Origin of the sequence: Halolamina sp. C58, assembly GCF_051195095.1 — an archaeon.
Taxonomy (GTDB): domain Archaea; phylum Halobacteriota; class Halobacteria; order Halobacteriales; family Haloferacaceae; genus Halolamina.
Genome location: NZ_JBNTJY010000001.1, coordinates 1,141,577 through 1,158,385 on the forward strand (window position 1 = coordinate 1,141,577; position 16,809 = coordinate 1,158,385).

General features: G+C 68.4%; 21 protein-coding genes and 1 tRNA gene. 10 read left to right on the forward strand and 12 right to left on the reverse strand.

Annotated elements, in window-relative coordinates; translation table 11 throughout:
- Window positions 1-135: 135 nt before the first annotated feature.
- A complete protein-coding gene (locus ACQUSM_RS06005; protein WP_435116737.1) occupies window positions 136-1,926 on the forward strand; it encodes a hypothetical protein in 1,791 nt (596 codons plus the stop codon).
- Between the two features lie 48 nt (window positions 1,927-1,974).
- Here the strand turns inward: ACQUSM_RS06005 and ACQUSM_RS06010 are convergent.
- From ACQUSM_RS06010 to ACQUSM_RS06025, 4 genes are all read right to left on the reverse strand, one after another.
- Window positions 1,975-2,047: transfer RNA gene (locus ACQUSM_RS06010), tRNA-Gln, on the reverse strand.
- Window positions 2,046-2,447: a group I intron-associated PD-(D/E)XK endonuclease gene (locus ACQUSM_RS06015; protein ID WP_435116739.1), complete on the reverse strand. Its 402-nt coding sequence runs from the start codon at window positions 2,445-2,447 to the stop codon at window positions 2,046-2,048. The genes ACQUSM_RS06010 and ACQUSM_RS06015 overlap by 2 nt, the downstream gene beginning before the upstream one ends.
- 42 nt (window positions 2,448-2,489) lie before the next feature.
- Window positions 2,490-2,924: a metal-dependent transcriptional regulator gene (locus ACQUSM_RS06020; protein ID WP_435116741.1), complete on the reverse strand. Its 435-nt coding sequence runs from the start codon at window positions 2,922-2,924 to the stop codon at window positions 2,490-2,492.
- The gene (locus tag ACQUSM_RS06025) at window positions 2,921-3,418 is read right to left on the reverse strand and encodes a ferritin family protein (protein ID WP_053949318.1); all 498 of its coding nucleotides are present in this window, start codon (window positions 3,416-3,418) and stop codon (window positions 2,921-2,923) included. Before ACQUSM_RS06025 ends, ACQUSM_RS06020 begins: the two co-directional genes overlap by 4 nt.
- Window positions 3,419-3,562: 144 nt before the next feature.
- On the opposite strand from ACQUSM_RS06025, the gene ACQUSM_RS06030 reads away from it, so the two are divergent.
- The gene (locus ACQUSM_RS06030; protein ID WP_435116743.1) at window positions 3,563-4,774 is read left to right on the forward strand and encodes an MFS transporter; all 1,212 of its coding nucleotides are present in this window, start codon (window positions 3,563-3,565) and stop codon (window positions 4,772-4,774) included.
- Here the strand turns inward: ACQUSM_RS06030 and ACQUSM_RS06035 are convergent.
- The 5 genes from ACQUSM_RS06035 to ACQUSM_RS06055 form a co-directional block, all read right to left on the reverse strand.
- Window positions 4,767-4,958 (reverse strand): helix-turn-helix transcriptional regulator, encoded by a 192-nt coding sequence (locus tag ACQUSM_RS06035; RefSeq protein WP_435116745.1) that lies wholly within the window; start codon window positions 4,956-4,958, stop codon window positions 4,767-4,769. The two genes, ACQUSM_RS06030 and ACQUSM_RS06035, sit on opposite strands and share 8 nt — an antisense overlap.
- The gene (locus tag ACQUSM_RS06040) at window positions 4,955-5,383 is read right to left on the reverse strand and encodes a DUF2178 domain-containing protein (protein ID WP_435116747.1); all 429 of its coding nucleotides are present in this window, start codon (window positions 5,381-5,383) and stop codon (window positions 4,955-4,957) included. Before ACQUSM_RS06040 ends, ACQUSM_RS06035 begins: the two co-directional genes overlap by 4 nt.
- A gap of 139 nt (window positions 5,384-5,522) precedes the next feature.
- Window positions 5,523-6,737, reverse strand: coding sequence for a Fe-S cluster assembly protein SufD (sufD, locus tag ACQUSM_RS06045; protein WP_435116749.1), 1,215 nt, complete (start codon window positions 6,735-6,737; stop codon window positions 5,523-5,525).
- On the reverse strand, window positions 6,737-8,167 hold the full coding sequence (gene sufB / locus ACQUSM_RS06050) for a Fe-S cluster assembly protein SufB (RefSeq protein ID WP_435116751.1): 1,431 nt from the start codon (window positions 8,165-8,167) through the stop codon (window positions 6,737-6,739). Before sufB ends, sufD begins: the two co-directional genes overlap by 1 nt.
- Before the next feature lie 3 nt (window positions 8,168-8,170).
- Window positions 8,171-9,079: an ABC transporter ATP-binding protein gene (locus ACQUSM_RS06055; RefSeq protein WP_435116753.1), complete on the reverse strand. Its 909-nt coding sequence runs from the start codon at window positions 9,077-9,079 to the stop codon at window positions 8,171-8,173.
- A gap of 253 nt (window positions 9,080-9,332) precedes the next feature.
- Between ACQUSM_RS06055 and ACQUSM_RS06060 the strand changes: the two genes are divergently transcribed.
- Complete coding sequence (locus tag ACQUSM_RS06060; RefSeq protein ID WP_435116755.1) at window positions 9,333-11,672, forward strand: DUF2298 domain-containing protein; 2,340 nt, start codon at window positions 9,333-9,335, stop codon at window positions 11,670-11,672.
- Window positions 11,673-11,697: 25 nt separating this feature from the next.
- Here ACQUSM_RS06060 and ACQUSM_RS06065 read toward each other — a convergent pair whose 3' ends face one another.
- Window positions 11,698-11,964: an HAH_0734 family protein gene (locus tag ACQUSM_RS06065; RefSeq protein WP_435116757.1), complete on the reverse strand. Its 267-nt coding sequence runs from the start codon at window positions 11,962-11,964 to the stop codon at window positions 11,698-11,700.
- A 108-nt stretch (window positions 11,965-12,072) separates the two neighbouring features.
- On the opposite strand from ACQUSM_RS06065, the gene ACQUSM_RS06070 reads away from it, so the two are divergent.
- Genes ACQUSM_RS06070 through ACQUSM_RS06095 form a run of 6 tightly spaced genes read left to right on the forward strand, consistent with a single transcriptional unit; the run spans window position 12,073 to window position 14,680 of the window.
- Window positions 12,073-12,354, forward strand: a complete 282-nt coding sequence (locus ACQUSM_RS06070) for a 50S ribosomal protein L44e (RefSeq protein WP_435116759.1) — start codon at window positions 12,073-12,075, stop codon at window positions 12,352-12,354.
- Entirely contained in the window at window positions 12,351-12,524 is a 174-nt protein-coding gene (locus ACQUSM_RS06075; protein WP_435116761.1) for a 30S ribosomal protein S27e, read from the forward strand. The genes ACQUSM_RS06070 and ACQUSM_RS06075 overlap by 4 nt, the downstream gene beginning before the upstream one ends.
- Before the next feature lie 6 nt (window positions 12,525-12,530).
- Window positions 12,531-13,325 (forward strand): translation initiation factor IF-2 subunit alpha, encoded by a 795-nt coding sequence (locus ACQUSM_RS06080; RefSeq protein ID WP_435116763.1) that lies wholly within the window; start codon window positions 12,531-12,533, stop codon window positions 13,323-13,325.
- Entirely contained in the window at window positions 13,322-13,546 is a 225-nt protein-coding gene (locus tag ACQUSM_RS06085) for an RNA-protein complex protein Nop10 (RefSeq protein WP_435116765.1), read from the forward strand. The genes ACQUSM_RS06080 and ACQUSM_RS06085 overlap by 4 nt, the downstream gene beginning before the upstream one ends.
- Before the next feature lie 43 nt (window positions 13,547-13,589).
- Window positions 13,590-14,513 carry a PAC2 family protein gene (locus ACQUSM_RS06090; RefSeq protein ID WP_435116768.1) on the forward strand — a complete coding sequence of 308 codons (924 nt, stop codon included), beginning with the start codon at window positions 13,590-13,592 and terminating at the stop codon, window positions 14,511-14,513.
- A gap of 44 nt (window positions 14,514-14,557) precedes the next feature.
- Entirely contained in the window at window positions 14,558-14,680 is a 123-nt protein-coding gene (locus tag ACQUSM_RS06095) for a hypothetical protein (RefSeq protein WP_435116770.1), read from the forward strand.
- Here ACQUSM_RS06095 and ACQUSM_RS06100 read toward each other — a convergent pair.
- Both ACQUSM_RS06100 and pan1 read right to left on the reverse strand, forming a co-directional pair.
- Window positions 14,677-14,982 (reverse strand): MazG nucleotide pyrophosphohydrolase domain-containing protein, encoded by a 306-nt coding sequence (locus ACQUSM_RS06100; RefSeq protein WP_435118298.1) that lies wholly within the window; start codon window positions 14,980-14,982, stop codon window positions 14,677-14,679. The genes ACQUSM_RS06095 and ACQUSM_RS06100 overlap by 4 nt on opposite strands.
- A 99-nt stretch (window positions 14,983-15,081) precedes the next feature.
- Window positions 15,082-16,296, reverse strand: a complete 1,215-nt coding sequence (gene pan1 / locus ACQUSM_RS06105) for a proteasome-activating nucleotidase Pan1 (protein ID WP_435116772.1) — start codon at window positions 16,294-16,296, stop codon at window positions 15,082-15,084.
- 152 nt (window positions 16,297-16,448) lie between these two features.
- Between pan1 and ACQUSM_RS06110 the strand changes: the two genes are divergently transcribed.
- Entirely contained in the window at window positions 16,449-16,805 is a 357-nt protein-coding gene (locus ACQUSM_RS06110; RefSeq protein WP_435116774.1) for a hypothetical protein, read from the forward strand.
- The last annotated feature ends 4 nt before the right edge of the window (window positions 16,806-16,809 follow it).

Sequence of the window (16,809 nt, forward strand, 5' to 3'; positions counted from 1 at the left end):
CGCGGCGAGTGCGGGGGCAGCGACGCCCCGACGCCGCCCCGTATCCCGAAAACGGGGCTTTTGAGCCCACTACTGCCAGTATCCCGGGAGTAGGAGCGTACTACCCTATATACGTTGCCGACGTACCAGCTACCGATGGACGCGAACAGCCAGCCGACCACCGGGACAGCGGACAGCCCCCAGAGCACCCTCCACACGACGCGTCGCCGCGTCCTCGCAGCGAGCGGAGCGGTCGCACTGTCGGGGCTGGCCGGCTGTACCGCCATCGACGGCGTGTTGAACCGCGCCGCCGACGCGGCGCTGGGAACCACCTCGGCGTCGCCGGCCGGGTTCTACAGCGGCGACCCGGCTCTCTGGGCCGATCAGTCGGACGGGGAGCGCCAGCACCTCCCGAGCGGCACGACCGAGGTCCGCTACGTGCCGGCGGGGCTCCGGGCTCGCGGCCAGCGCGTCGACCTCGACGGCTGGATCACCAGCACGACCACGGGGGCCCAGAACCACAACTCCTCGCGGTCGAACAGAACCCGGTTGGTCTGGGTACCCGACCTCGACGGCGACGGCTACGACGACGCCGCGAGAACCCTCGCGACGGTACTGGACATGGAGCGGGCGCTCTCGATCCACCTCGACTCGGCCATCGCGGCCGTCGACGCCCGGTCGGCCGCCGAAGCGACGGCCTCCCTCGACAGCTTCGTCGAGGCGGTCACCGAAGTCAGGGGGACGCTGGATCGCTGTGGCTCGGAGGTCTGTGTGACCGTCCGGGAGCACGCCGACGGGCGACGCGACATCGGGCGGTCGGCCCGCGACGCCGTCGACGCCGGCGAGTGGGAGGAAGCGGCGAGTTCGCTCCGGGAAGCCCGAGGAATCGTCGACGGGGACCTGAAGCTCATCGGCGGCGACCTCGACAGCGACGGCGACGGCCTCGGGGACGGCACCGAGGCCCTCTACGCCTACCTCGACGGCGACGGGACGATCGGCGAGCGGTTCGTCGTCAGCCTCCCCGACGCCCGGCTGCCGAACGACGGCCCCGCGCTGGCGGACGAACTCACGCCGCGGCGGGTGCTCGACTACCTAATCGGCGAGCAGGGGAGCGGTCGCTGCGGGGAGATCGACGGCCCCGTGGAGATCCACCGCGACCTCGCTTGTCGGAACCTCCTCACGGCGACGCTGGCCGAGGAGACCGAGAAACGGCGCCACGTCTTCGCGACCGCCGAGGAGGGTAGCGTCGTCGTCACGGGGGCGTGCCCGGCCGTCGAAGAGAGCCGGGAGCTGCTGCGGGTGTCGGTCGACGGCACCGTCGACGCGCCGACGACGCTCCGTTCCTGGGGTGACGAGCGAACCCAGGGCGGGGTCGCGGCCTCCGCGACGTTCGTTTGTCCGGTGCTCGCGACGCCGCCGGACTGCCCGTCGCCGATGCCGGCGCTGCTCTACGTCCGGCGGCTCCGCCACGACGATCAGTACCTCTACGCGGGCGGCTGGCTGCTCGACGACGGCGCGCTCTACGAGGACAGCGCGACCCTACTGGTCGCCGACGGCCCGGCCGTCCTCGCGGGCGTCACACAGTCCGACATCGAGAACGGGGGGACGGATCTGGAGGCCCTCGCCGCGCGCCGCAAGCGGCCCGGCCGGGCGAAGTACGGGGACATCGTCCTCCGCCGGGCGTACGACCCCGACGACGACGGCGACATCCTGCCGACGAACGTTCGGTCGGCGTGCCCGGCCGAGGGACACAGCTACTGGGCGGTCCAGTCCCGGGCGGCGCTCGCCGACGGCGGCGGTGACTGCGACGACCAGGACCCCGGCATCTACCCGGCCTGCGTCGTCACGGCGCTCGACGCGCCGATTCTCCACCTCGTCGACGCCGACGCGGCGTCGAACGACGTGAAGTTCAAGGCGGGCGCGGAGCTCTCGAAGGCGGTCAACTGACGGACAGTGACCGACTCCGCGCTACTAGCTAATTATCAGAAAGTTTAGTAGTCCCGGGCGGATTCGAACCGCCGTCCTGGGCTCCAAAGGCCCAGATGATTGGCCACTACACCACGAGACTAGAGCTTGCGGTCGATCGTATGTGCTAGAAGGGAATTATACTTTCTTCTTAGTTCAGTCGTCGGCGCCTCGTCGAACCAGAGCCAGTACACCTCCTCGTTGATCGGGTCGTGGACTGCGAAGGCGTCGACGTGTGCGGAGTCGTACGTTACGCTCTCATAGCTCGTCCCGCCGTCGTGGATCGACCCCATCATGTTCACGCGGAGGGTCTCGGGACGACTGTCCGCGAAGCCGCGCTTGATCTGGGTCTTGGTGAGTTCGCCGTCAAGGTCCACGATCACGTCGTACTGACACGGAACTCGTGGTTCCGAGACGTTGAATCCCGCTCGGAGCAGTCGAGCCGCGACGACCTGCTCGCTGACGGCGCCCGCTCTGTTGGGAGACAGCTCTGTGTCGTCCATCTTCGGGGATGGTTCCCCTCTCCGTGAAGAAATCGCGGGTCCTCAGTCAGACGCTTCCTCGCACGTCCCCGCCAAGTAGCAGCAGGCGTCGGCCTCGGCGTCGAAGCAGTCCGGGCACTGGTCCTCGCGATCGATGATGGTGTCGAGCCGCTCGGCGACCGTCTCGTCGATGACGGGCTCCAGCTCCTTGGCCTCCTCGCGGAACTCCTCGACACCGAGGACGTTCGCGAGGAAGCGCTCGATGATGCAGTACGTCTGGAGCGCGCTCTCGGCGCGGGCGATCCCCTCGTCGGTGAGCGAGACGCCCTTGTACTTCTCGTGTTCGGCGAGCCCGCGATCCTCCAGCTTGCCGATCATCTCGTTGGCGCTGGCGGGGCTCACGTCGAGCGAGTCGGCGACACGGCCCGTCGCCGCGGGGCCGTCGTCCATGCGCTGGACCAGGTAGATGGCTTTCAGGTACTGATTGGCCGTGTTCATTCGCGAGCCTCCATGATCCGGGTAACTTCTTCGACGCCCTCGGCCTCGTCGTCGCGGATCGCCGTCAGCACGGAGAGCACGCGGTCGCGGTCGAGCGTGAACGCGGCGTCGCTGGCCTCGATGGCGTCGATCAGGTCGTCGTAGAACTTGTAGGCCGTCTCCTCGTTGCAGAGTTGGTCGTACAGTACGCCGTCGAAATCCTCGGGCTTGGTGCGGCCGTAGCGAGCCTCGACCAGCGTCTCGACGTCCTCGAAGGGGATCGAGTCCGCGTCGAGGGCGTCCACCAGCTCCTCCAGCTGCTCGCGGTGGCGGGCCGACTCCTCGGCGGCGTCCTCGAGCAGCGCCTCCACGTCGGCTTCGAGGTCGCGGTCCTCCTCCGCGAGGCTCTGGTAGTGTCGATACGCGCGCGCTTCGACGACTTCCTCCAGCACCACGCCGATCTGGAGGAGTCGGGCGAGCTGGTGGTCCGAGTCGACCTGCTGGTCGACGCTCACGGCGACCACCGCCGGTTGGCGACCGATACCGTCCTCATCGTCCCCGACTCCGTGAGGGAGGGACTTAAGCCCGGCCCTTCGACGGGTCCCCGACCGCCGACCGAACCCGGAACGCCGAAGCCGTCGGAGTTCCAACGGGTGCCCGTGTCCTCCCGCGACCGGACCGCGCTCGCCCTCGTCGTCTGGGCGGTGATGCTCTCCCAGACGCTGCTGTACCCCGGCGTCGACCGGCTCGTCGCCGCGATGGGGCTGGGCAGCGGGAACTACCTCGACGCGAGCACGTGGTTCCTCGCCGCGGAGTTCGCCGCGTTCGCGCTCGCCGCCGGCGTCTGGGGCGCCGCGAGCGACACCGTCGGGCGACGGATCCCCTTCGTCGCCGCCGGGGCCGTGCTGGGCGCGCTGGGGTACGGCGCGCTCGGGCTGCTCGGGCCCACCGAGCCGGCGATGTGGCTCGTGCTCGTCGTGCGGTTCCTGCAGGGCGCGGCCACCGTGGGCGCGTTCTCGCTGGCGATGTCGATGCTCGCCGATTTGGGCGAGGGGAACGGCCGGAACATGGGCGCCGCCGGGATCGCGATCGGCCTCGGGACGGCGCTCGGCGCGCCGCTGGGCGGCCAGCTCTACTCGATCGGGCCGTTCGTGCCGCTCTGGACCGGCGCGGGGCTGCTGACGCTCGTCGGCGCGGCGACGCTGGTGGTGTCGGACCACGCGCCCACCGGCGAGCACGAGGGCGTCCGCGAGGCGCTGGGGGCGCTTCGTCGCACCCCCTCGCTGGCGGTACCGTTCGCGTTCGGGTTCGCCGACCGCATGACTGCGGGCTTCTTCGCGCTGGTCGGCACCGTCTACTTCCGGACCGCCTTCGAGCTCTCGCCCGCCGAGACCGGGATCACACTCGCACTCTTCTTCGCCCCCTTCGGCCTCCTGCAGTACCCCTTCGGCCGGCTCTCCGATCGCTTCGGCCGCACCGCGCCGATCGTCGCCGGCTCGGCGTTCTACGGGATCGTCGTGCTCGGGATCGGCGCCGCGGAGGGTGCGTTCCCCGCGCGGGGCGACGCGCTGCTGGCGGTCCAGTTCGGGATGGTCGCCGTCGGGGTGCTCGGCGCGCTGATGGCGCCGGCGACGATGGCGCTGGTCGTCGATCTCGCTCCGACGGGGGAGCGCGGCGTCGCGCTGGGTGGGTTCAACATCGCCGGCAGCCTCGGCTTCCTCGCCGGCGTCGTCGGCGGCGGGCTGATCGCCGACGACTTCGGCTACCCCGCCGCGTTCGCGTTCGCCGGCGGCGCGGAGATCCTGCTGGCGCTGGTCGCAATCCCGGCGTTCCTCAGGCTGCAGATCAGCCGCGAGAAGATGTTCAGTTAGGGTCGAAGATCTCCTCGATCCGGCAGTCGAACTCCGCGGCCAGATCGAACGCGAGCTCGAGCGACGGATCGTAACGGTCGCGCTCGATCGCGTTGATCGTCTGTCGGGAGACGCCGACGGCCGCGGCGAGGTCGGCCTGACTCATTCCGCGCTCGTCGCGGCGTTCGGGCAGATCGTTGTTCACGATCGCTGTCGCTCCACGTACCAGTTGGCGACGCCCACGACCATCCCGACCAGCGCCAGCGTCGTCACCATCCCCCAGTAGAACTCGGGGACGACGTACACCCCAGTCACCGTCAGCACCGTCACCGTCGGCGCCGAGAGGATCAGGGCGATCGCGAGCACGTTCAGCGCGAGCTCGGACGCCTCCCGACTGATCCGGGCCTCGCGCTCGTCCCGGACCTCGACCGGCGCGCGCCACCTGATCACGCCGTAACTCAGGATGCCGAGCCAGTAGACGGCGACGCCGCCGACCACGAGCAGATCCCGCTCCAGCAGGCCGCCCGCGATCAGCAGGGCAGCACCGAGGGCGATCCCCGCACCCATGGCGCTGTTCATCCAACTCCGGTACTTCTGCCGCGTCTCCAGTACGTTTCCTGTCTCGTTCATGCTGCTCACCGACGCCGTGGAAAGCGTCCTTTACAGTAAAGTCTTCTTTACACAGCACCGTAAAGCTGTCGCCGGCTGGAACGCTCACGGCAGAGACGCCACTGTCGGCGGCGGAAAATAACGGAAAACGACGCGTGCGTTAGTTCAGGCGCTCCTGCACGAGCTCCTGCACGTCGTCGCGGAACTCCTCGACGGCGATCTCCTCGAGGACGGGGACGAAGAACCCCTCGACGAGCATGTTCCGGGCCTGCAGTCCGTCGATCCCGCGGGAGGTCATGTAGAACAGGTCCTGCTGGTCGACCTGCCCGACCGTCGCGGAGTGGCTGGCCTCGGTGTCGTGGTTCTTGATGATCAGCTTCGGCGAGGCGTCGGCCTCGCTCTCGTCTGAGAGCATCAGGGTGTTCTCGCGCTGGTAGGAGGAGGTGTCCCACGCGTCGCGGCCCACGTCCTGCACACCCTCGTAGACGGAGCGTGCGGTGTCGTCGAGCACGCCGCGGGTCACGAGGTCCGCGGTCGTGTGCTCGGCGTTGTGCCAGACGCGGGCGTTGATGTCGAAGTGCTGGTCCTCGTGGCCGAAGAACGCGCCGACGATCTGGGACTCGCTGCCCTCGCCGTTCAGCTCGGTCTCGACGTCGGAGCGGGTGATCTGGGTACCGAAGTTCCCCTCGATCCAGTCGACCGTGGCGTCGTCGCCCGCCGCGCCGTGTTTGAGCGTGTAGCAGTAGGCGTCCTCGGAGAGGTCCTGCAGCGAGCCGAACTGGACGTTCGAGTTCGCGCCGGCCGAGATCTCGACGAGGTTGCTGAAGTAGCGACCCTCGTCGTCCTCGGTCGGCCCCTCGTCGTCGATCGCTTCGAGGATCGTGACGGAGGCGCTCTCCTCGGTCACCACGAGCGTGTGGCTGAACAGCGATCGGGAGCGCATCTCCGTCCGGATCTTCACGTCCTCGGCGTCGACGCCCTCGGGGACGTAGATCAGCGTGCCGGTGGTGAACAGCGCGGCCGACAGCGCGGTGAGGTAGTTGCTCTGCGGGTCGAGCGTCGACCCGAACTCCTCGCGGACGAGCTCCTCGTGCTCGGCGAGAGCCGTCTCGAAGTCGAGCACTTCGACGCCCTCGGCGGTGACGCGCTCGGTCTCGTCGGACTGGTTCAGCGGATCGACCAGACTGTCGAACTGGAGGTCGGTGAGGTTCGTCCACCGACGGCCGGGCGTCTGGATCACGTCCGGCAGCTCCAGGTCGTCGAGCGCATCGAGCGCGTCGAGGCGGCGTTCGAGCAGCCACTCGGGCTCGTCGCGGGCCTCGGAGAGTTCGCGGACGGTGTCCGCGGTGAGACCCTGTTTGAGTGTCGCGCTCATTATCCGAGGCTCCCCTCCATCTCGAGTTCGACCAGTCGGTTCAGCTCCACGGCGTACTCGATGGGGAGCTCCTCCGTGATCGGCTCGATGAAGCCGCTCACGATCATCTGCTTGGCGTCGTCGTCGTCGAGCCCGCGAGTCTGGAGGTAGAAGATGTCCTCGTCGCCGATCTTCCCCACCGTCGCCTCGTGGGCCACGTCGACCTTCGACTCGTTGATCTCCATGTACGGCATCGTGTCGGAGGTCGACTCGTTGTCGAACATCAGCGCGTCACACTCGACGGCCGTCGAGGAGTTCTCGGCGCCGTCGGCGATGTGGACGAGCCCGCGGTAGTTCGTGCGGCCGCCGTCCTTGCTGATCGACTTCGACTCGATGGTGGACTTCGTCTCCGGCGCGTTGTGGTACACCTTCGCGCCGGTGTCGATGTCCTGCCCCTCGCCCGCGAAGGCGATGGTGATGTGGTTGTCGCTGGCGCCGCGGCCCTTGAGGACCGTCGACGGGTAGAGCATCGTGGCCTTCGAGCCCATCGAGCCCGAGATCCACTCCATGCGCCCGTCCTGCTCGACGAGGGCGCGCTTCGTGTTGAGGTTGTACGTGTTCTTCGACCAGTTCTGGACGGTCGAGTACTGCACGTGGGCGTTCTCGCCGACGTACACCTCGACGCCGCCGGAGTGGAGGTTGAACGCGGAGTACTTCGGGGCGGAACAGCCCTCGATGTAGTGAACCTCCGAGCCCTCCTCGGCGATGATGAGCGTGTGCTCGAACTGGCCCATCCCCTCGGAGTTCATCCGGAAGTACGCTTGGACGGGCATGTCGACGGTCACGTCCTCGGGGACGTAGACGAACGAGCCGCCCGACCAGATGGCGCCGTGCAGCGCGGCGAACTTGTTGTCGCTCGGGGGGACACAGTCCGTCATGAAGTGCTCCTTGACGAGCTCGGGGTGCTCCTGGACGGCCTGGTCCATGTTCATGAACACGACGCCCTTCTCCTCCCAGCGCTCGAGCATGTTCTGGTAGACGACCTCCGACTCGTACTGGGCGCCGACGCCCGAGAGCGCGTTCTTCTCGGCCTCGGGGATGCCCAGCTTGTCGAACGTGTCCTTGATGTCGTCGGGGAGGTCGGTCCAGTCGTCGACGCCGCCGCGGGTCTCGATGTCCGGACGGATGTACGGGACGATCTCGTCGATGTCGACCTCGCTGAGGTCGGGCTGGCCCGGCCAGTCGGTCGGCATCGGCATCGCCTGGAACTGCTTGAGCGCGCGCAGCCGGCGCTCGCGCATCCAGTCGGGCTCGTCCTTGTCGTCGGAGATCGCGTGGATCGTCTCCTCGGTCAGCCCTTTCTCCGCCGCGTAGGCGGCCTCGGAGTCCTTCTTGAAGTCGAAGCGCTCCTCGGTGTCGGTCTGTTGTAGGTGGTCCTGGTCTGAACTCATGATTTAAGCCGTCTCGTAGACCTGCTCGCGCACCCAGTCGTACCCCTCCTCCTCGAGCTTCTCGGCGAGCTCGGCGTCGCCGTCCATGACGACCTCGCCGTCGAGCATCACGTGGACCCGGTCGGGCTCCACGTAGTCGAGGATGCGCTGGTAGTGGGTGATCTGCAGGACGCCGGTGCCCTGTTCGTCACGCAGTCGTTCGATGCCCTGTGCCACGTCGCTGAGCCGGTCGATGTCGAGCCCGGAGTCGATCTCGTCGAGCACCGCGATCGAGGGCTCGAGGATCGCCGCCTGCAGCACCTCGTTCTGCTTCTTCTCGCCGCCGGAGAAGCCGGCGTTGAGGTAGCGCTGCGCGAACGACTCGTCCATGTCCAGCAGCTCCATCTTCTCGCTCAGGATCTGCTGGAACTCGGCGACGCCGATCTCGCCCTCGTCGGCGGGGCCCTCCATCGGGGAGGTCTCGTACCCCTCCTCCTCGTCGTCCTCGGCCTCTTCCTCGTCTTCGTCCTCGAAGAGCTCCTCGCGCTCCTCGAGCTTGGCGTTGAGCGCCTGTCGGAGGAAGTTAGTCATCGTGACCCCCTCGATCTCGGCGGGGTACTGGAACGCGAGGAAGATCCCCAGCGCGGCCCGCTCGTTGGGTTCGAGGTCGAGCAGGTCCCACGACATGTCCGCCTCGTCGGCGTCGACGTCCTCGACGTCCTCGGCGTCGAGGTGGAGGTTGATCTCGCCCTCGGTTACCTCGTAGGCCGGGTGGCCCGCGATTACCTTGGCGGTCGTGGACTTACCCGAGCCGTTCGGGCCCATCAGCGCGTGGATCTCCCCGGACTCGACCTCGAGGTCGACCCCGCGGAGGATTCGCTCTCCGTTCTCGGCGACTTCGGCGTGTAGGTTGTTGATTTCGAGTGTAGCCATTCGTAGCCTCGTGGGCATACATCGGTCTGTCGCACCTATGAACGTTACGCAAGACCCCGCGACAATTTCTGGATGAGAGAAGATTATTTTCCGAATAGCGAACCACGGGGCAGTTCGATAACCGTCACAATTCTCGGCCGAGAACCGCTGAGTCAGTCATTTTCCCCAGAAACGACCGACTCAGAGGGGTCGGTTGTGTCCCGTCCACCGCTACCCGAAAGGGGTTTCCGGGTCGGGGCCGCGGCTTCCGGCAATGCAGTACCTCGCCGTGCTCGTCTGGCTGGCCGTCTTCGGGGGGTTGGCCGCGCTCGGCTACCCGGCGGCGGCCCGGCTGTTCGCCCGGTTCCGGAGCAACGGAGCGGGGTTCGCGCTCCCGGTCGCGCTGGTGACGATCTGGCTCCCGGTGTACTGGCTCGGGAAGCTCTCCTTCGGTCCGCTGACGGTCGCCGTCGGGCTGGCCGTCCTCGTCGGCGTCGCCGTCGTCCTCGGCCTCGACCGAGAGGCGCTTCGGGAGCGGGAGGTCCGTCTCGCCGAGGGGATCGGCATCGACCGCCGCGCAGTCGCCGAGACCGCGGTCGTGTTCGTCGCGGCGTTCCTGTTCTTGCTCGCGATCCGCAGCGTCGACCCCGCAGTCCACGCCGCCGGCGGCGAGAAGTATCTCGACTACGGGATGCTCCGGACGCTGCTCCGTTCGGGAACGCTGCCGCCGGAGGACTTCTGGTTCGCGGGCGAGCCGGTACAGTACTACTACGGCGGCCACTTGGTCGCCGCGATCCTGACCGTCCTGACGGGCAGCGCGCCCGAACTCGCGTACAACCTCGCGCTCGCGGGGTTCTACGCGATGCTCGTGACCGCGGCGTACGACCTCGCCGCGAACGTCGCGGCCGAGCGCGACTGGACCCCCGGCGTCGGCGGCGCGTTCGCGGCGTTTTTCGTCGGCTTCGCGAGCAACTTCGCGACGATCGGCCGCCTCCTCCTCGGCGTCCTCCCGTCGGGACTGCGCGAATCGCTCGCGCCCGGAATCGAGGCGCTCCCGCTGTCAGGTGAGGGGTTCAGCTACTGGAACGCCAGTCGTGTGATCACCGACACCGTCGACGGTAACACGTTCCCGACGATCAACGAGTTCCCGCTGTTCGCGTGGCTCAACGGCGACATGCACGCCCACATGATGGGCACCCCGTTCCTCCTGCTCGCGGCGGCGCTGGGGTTCGCGCTCTACCTGACGCCGGCCGAGGAGCGCCGCCGACGGCTGGGATTGCTCGCGATCGTCCCCCTGCTGGGGTTCTTCCAGATCGTCACGAGCACCTGGAGCTTCCCCTCGATCTTCGGCGTCACCTACCTCGCGCTGGCACTCGCCCCGGCCGATCCGACCGCGCTCCTGCCCGACGGGGCGGCCGAGCGCGTTCGCAAACGACGGCGACGAGTGGCTGACTCGTTCGGCGACGGCGCGGGTCGTGCGCTCGCCGAACTCGAACGGCTGTTCGTCCCGCTCGGCGTCGTCGGCGGGCTCGTCGCGGTCGCGGGCGTGCTGGCGCTCCCGTTCCTGACGCGGACGATGACCGGCGGGAGCGAGCGCACGATCGCGCTCCTCCCCGCGGCGGCCCGGAGCGGGATCCTCGAACTGTTCGCCGTCCACGGCGCGTTCCTGCTCGTGTTCGGGCTGTTCCTCCTCTCGCGGCTGGGCGGCGACCAGCGACTGCCGCTGGTGACCGGCGTGCTCGGCGTCGCAGCCGTCGCGATCACGCTCCCGCTCGACGTGCTGGCGTTCACGCTCCCGCTGCTGGTCGTCGGCTGGGCGGTGCTGCGGTTCCGCGACGCGGGCTACGAGACGGTGTTGATCGTCGCCGGCGCGGGGCTGGTGACGATCGTGGAGTTCGTCTACGTCAGCGAGCAGGCCGGGCCCCTCCGGATGAACACAGTGTTCAAAACGTACATGCAGGTCTGGGTGCTGTGGAGCGTCGGCGCCGGCGCAGCGGTCGCCGGGCTGCTGGGAGGCGCGAAACGAGCGGCCCAGCGCGCGGAGCGTCCCGCGGTGGGCCGGGGGGTCGTGATTCCGGCGTTCGTCGCGCTGCTCGTGATCTCTACCTCGCTGTACGGCGGGTTCGCGCTCTCGGGCCACTTCGCCGGCGCGAGCGATCCGACGCTCGACGCGACCGAGATGCCGTCGTGGTACGAGGACGACGAGCTCGCGGCGGTCGACTGGCTCGACCGGAACGCCGACGGGGAGACGGTGATCGTTTCGGCGCCCGCACAGGGCGGCACGCCCGGGATGTACAACTGGAACTCCGCGATCGCGTCCAGCCTGACGGGCGTGCCCACGGTGGTCGGCTGGGCTCACGAAGTCGGCTACCGCGGGAGCGAGTCGTACTACGCCCGCGTCGACGCCGTGGACGCGCTCTACACGGGGACGCCCGGCGACGCCGCGTCGGTGATCCGCGAGCACGACGTGGACTACGTCTGGGTCGGCAGCGCCGAGCGGAACCGCTACGGCGACGCGCTGGTGAACTTCTCCGACCGGCCGGGCTACGAGCCCGTGTTCACCCACGGCGACGTGGTGGTGTACGAGGTGACGGCCGCGGAGCTTCCGGCGTGATGCGGCGACCGAGAGAAGGAGTGACCTAGACGTTCAGCGGGTTCTTCTCGCTCACGATCTCGACGTCCTCGGCGTCGACGCTCTCGGTGTCGAGCCAGTTGGGAACGTACTGCCGCTTGTCGTACGTCTCGCGTTCGTCTTCGGTGCCGACCGTGCACCACATCTGGGGCTCGTCCGGCCCGTGCCAGTCGCCCTGTTTGTTCACGCCGAAACAGACCAGCTCCTCCCCGTCGACCTCGATCACGTCGTCGCGTCGGAACCCCGCGTCGCCGTGGACGATGAGCTGCTTCATGGGCCGAGGTTCGGCCACTCGCTCCTTAACCGCTTCGCTCCCCCGTCGGTCGAGACCAAACGGGTTTTAACTGCGCCTCCCGAACTCGCCGCCAAGAGGCGAATATCCATGGAGATGCCACGCCGCATGAACACGTACTGTCCGCACTGTGACGCCCACCACGAACACGAGGTCGAGAAGGTTCGATCCGGCCGCCAGACCGGGATGAAGTGGGCCGCCCGCCAGCAGAAGCGCGGCAAGAAGACGATCGGGAACTCCGGGAAGTTCTCGAAGGTGCCGGCCGGCAACAAGCCGACCAAGAAGACCCACCTGAAGTACATCTGCTCGGACTGCAACAAGGCGCACATGCGAGAGGGGTGGCGGACCGGCCGCCTGGAGTTCCAGGAATGACGGGGAGCTTCCTCGAAGTCGTCTGTCCGGACTGTGAGAACGAGCAGGTCGTCTTCCAGAAGGCCGCCACGACGGTCAACTGCGCCGTCTGTGGCACCACGCTGGCGACGCCTACCGGCGGGAAGGCGGAGATCAACGGCGAAGTCGCCGACACCGTCGAGGCGCGATAACACCTGATGGCGGGGAACGAGTGGCCCGAGCCGGGTGAGCTCGTCGTCGGCACCGTCGACGAGATCGCCGACTTCGGCGTGTTCGTCGACATGGAGGGGTACGAGCACCGCGGACTCGTCCACGTCTCGGAGGTCGCCTCCGGCTGGATCAAGAACGTCCGCGACCACGTCAGCGTCGGCCGGACGGTCGTCGCGAAGGTGCTCGAAGTCGACGAGTCGGCCCAACAGGTCGACCTCTCGCTGAAGGACGTCAACGAGCACCAGCGCAAGCAGACGATCCAGGAGTGGAAGAACCAGCAGAAGGCCGACAAGTGGATGGAGCTCGCGTTCGGCGAGGACCACGACCGCGACGACGTGGTCGAGGCGCTGACCGCCGAGTACGACTCGCTGTACGAGGCGTTCGAGGAGGCCGCCGTCCACGGGATGGAGGCGCTCGACGACGTGGGCCTCGACGACGAGGCCGCGCAGGCGGTCGTCCAGACCGCCCGCGAGAACGTCTCGGTGCCGTACGTCAACGTCACCGGCTACGTGGACATCCGTTCGCCCGGCCCCGAGGGCGTCGACGACGTGAAGGAGGCGCTGCGGGCCGCCGAAGGCGACGGCGACCACGAGGTCCCCGAGGAGGTCGAACTCGAAGTCTCCTACGTCGGCGCGCCGGAGTACCGCATCGAGGTGCAGGCGCCCGACTACAAGACCGCCGAAGCCGAGCTCGAGGCCGCGGCGGCGCGCGCCGAGACGGCGATCGAGGAGCGCGGTGGCACCGCCGAGTACCACCGCGAACGCAACGAGCCCGAAGAATGACCAAGTCGGACATCCGCGTCTGCTCGGCGTGGAGGTCCGAGGACGACCCGGATCGAGCAGACGGGTCGGGCCGGCACGACCGCCCCGTCTACACGCTTTCTTCGACGTGTCCGGAGTGTGGCGCCGAGGCGGTCAACTCCGCCCCGGCGCCGTTCGACCCCGCGGACCCCTACGGCGAGTACCGCCGGCGGGCGCGCGACGCGGGCCCCGACACGAACTGAGGGTTTCGACGTACCTTTACCCGCCGAGAGACCATTCGCGGGTATGGATCCCATCGATATCGAGACGGTCGCAGACCCCGAGCTCCGCGACCCCGTGCTCGTCGAGGGGCTGCCCGGCGTCGGCCACGTCGGCAAGCTCGCCGCCGAGCACCTGCTCGAGGAGTTCGAGAGCACGCTCGTCCGCCGGGTGTACGCCGACGAGTTCCCGCCACAGGTCGACGTCGACGACGACGGCGTCGCCTCGCTGACCCACGCCTCCTTCCACGCGGTCGATCTCTCCTCCCCGACGCCGACCGACGTGGACGAGGACGACGACGATGACGAAGCCGACGAGGCGGACGACGAGAACCCCGAAGGCGACGCGCTCGCCGACGGCGGCGAGGAAGAGGCCGAGGCGGACGAGGCCGAAGACGAGGAGGACGATCCCGGCACCGTCCCGACCGACCGCGACCTGCTCGTGCTCACGGGGAACCACCAGGCCGGCAGCAACAAGGGTCACTACCAGCTCACGGAGGCGTTCCTCGACGTGGCCGAGGGGTTCGGCGTCGAGGAGGCGTACGCGCTGGGCGGCGTCCCGACGGGCGAGCTCATCGAGGAGCACAACGTCCTCGGCGCCGTCAGCGACGGCGAGCTCACCGACTCCCTCGCCGAGGCGGGCGTGGAGTTCCGCGGCGACGAGCCCGCCGGCGGGATCGTCGGCGTCTCGGGGCTGCTGCTCGGTCTCGGCGGCCGGCGCGGCCTCGACGTGGCCTGCCTGATGGGCGAGACCAGCGGCTACCTCGTCGACCCCAAGAGCGCACAGGCGGTGCTGGAGACGCTGGAGCAGCAGCTCGAGTTCCGCGTCGACTTCGCCGCGCTGGAGAAGCGCGCCGAGGAGATGGAGGAGGTCGTCAGCAAGATCCAGCAGATGCAGGAGGGCGGCGGTGGCGGCATGGGCGGCGACGAGGAGCTGCGCTACATCGGCTGAGCGCGGGTCGGGGGAACTAAGTCCCGCCGCGCCCGGGATCGGGTATGGACATCGAACACCCCTCGTGGCGCGCGTTGGCGGGCGCCCTCGGCGGTTACGGGCTGATTCTGGCCGGCATGACCGTGCTGTTGTTCGGCGTGCCGACCGCGATCTTCGTCCTGCTCTAGGCGCCCGAGCCGGCGTCGCCGTCGGCGTCGATGCGCGCCTCGTACTTCGAGAGCGACGTTGCCAGCGCGTCGCCGGCGTCCGTATCCAGCTCCTCGGCGAGCGCCAGCAACGCGAACAGCGCGTCGCCGAGCTCGTCGTCAGGGACCGAAAGCGAGTCGGGATCCTCCCCGTACTCACTCGACTTCGCCGCGTCGGCCGCCACCTCGCCCACCTCGGCGACGAGATCGAGCAGGCGATACGCCGGCGGGGCCGTCATCTCGTTCTCCGCGAGGAACTCGGCAACCTCGCGCTGTTCGGACATGGACGGGTCGTCGATCATAGCGACGCGAGCGGCAGCGGACCGCAAAAAGGGGGCGGTTCGAAGAGCGGACAGTAGAGTACGAAAAGCGAGCCGGCTCGATCAGGCGAACGCGGGGGAGTCGCCGGTCTCCATCGTGTCGCTGCCCTGCAGCTTCTCCCAGGCCTCGACGAAGTCGCGCTTCTCGATCTCGGTGCGGTCGTCCCGGATCGCGAACATCCCGGCCTCCGTACAGATCGCCTTCACGTCGGCGCCGGAGGCGTCCTCGGCCATCTCGGCGAGCTCGGCGAAGTTCACGTCGTCGGAGACGTTCATGTCGCGAGTGTGAATCTGGAAGATGAGCTCGCGACCCTCCACGTCGGGCTTGGGCACCTCGATCAGGCGGTCGAAGCGGCCGGGCCGGAGGATCGCCTCGTCGAGCATGTCGAAGCGGTTCGTGGCGGCGATGATGCGGATGTCACCGCGCTCGTCGAACCCGTCCATCTCCGAGAGCAGCTGCATCATCGTGCGCTGGACCTCGGCGTCGCCGGAGGTCTTCGAGTCCGTCCGCTTCGAGGCGATCGCGTCGATCTCGTCGATGAAGATCACGGCGGGCTCGTTCTCGCGGGCGACCTCGAACAGGTCGCGGACGAGCTTGGCGCCCTCGCCGATGAACTTGTGGACCAGTTCGGAGCCGGCCATCTTGATGAAGCTCGCGTCGGTCTCGTTCGCGACGGCCTTCGCGAGCATCGTCTTCCCCGTCCCGGGCGGGCCGTGGAGCAGGATCCCGCTCGGGGGCTGGATGCCCACCGTGTCGAACGTCTCCGGCTGCTGAAGCGGGAGCTCGACCGTCTCACGCACCTCGCGCATCTGGTCCTGCAGGCCGCCGATGTCGCCGTAGGTCACGTCCGGCGAGTGGTCGATCTGCATCACGCGGGCCCGCACGTCCGTCTCGCGGGTGAGCTTCTGGACGACCGACAGGGAGTTGTTGACCGCGACGCGGTCGTCGGGCTCGATCTCCTCGCGCATCTCGTCGGTGACCTCGGTCAGCGCCTCCTGATTGTTGCCGTGCTGCTTGATCACGACGCCGTCGTCGTTGACCTCCTGTACCGTCGCGACGAACAGCGGCGACTGCTTGAGCTTCTCGTTCTCGTGGGAGAGCCGTTCGAGCTTCTGCTGGTACTTGTTGTTCTCGGCGTTGGCGTCCAGCAGGCTGTCCCGCATCTGCTCGTTCTGGTCCTCCAGATCCTCGAGGCGGTCACGTAGGGACTCGATCTTCTCCTGTTGCGACGCCGTCTCCTCGTAGGGGAGTTCGACGTCGTCAACCGTATCGCTCATTGGCAGTCTGTAAGCGGCTGACTCTTATGAGGCTTCGGGTCGCGTCGGAACGCGCCGACGGCGCAACGGGCGCCACAGCGCCGCTGCTATCTGATTACTCCGAGTGCCGGCTCATCCCGATCCTCAAGTGTGATGGCGCGGCCACGCCAGCCATGCCGGATCCGGACGCCGTCGCACGAGCGTTAGCGCGGCTCGCTGACGGCAGGCAGCGACAGTACGACGCCGACGATGCGGAGCCCGAACGGACCGTCGCCGACGCCGAGGCCGCGATCGAGAGCGTCGACGGCGCGGCGGCGTTCGTCGACGACGGCGGGGAGGTCGGGCTCCGCCACGCCGTCGACGCCGCGGAGAACGCGGGCGACGACGGTGTCGCGGCCCGCGGTCGGGCGGTGCTGACGACGCTCGACGCGTTCCGCGACGCGGCCGCCAACAGCGACGAACGGCCGGCCGGCGACGCGCGGACCACTTCCACCACGCTCGCGCAACGCTCTTCCCGGGAGGGGGCGTAGCCGA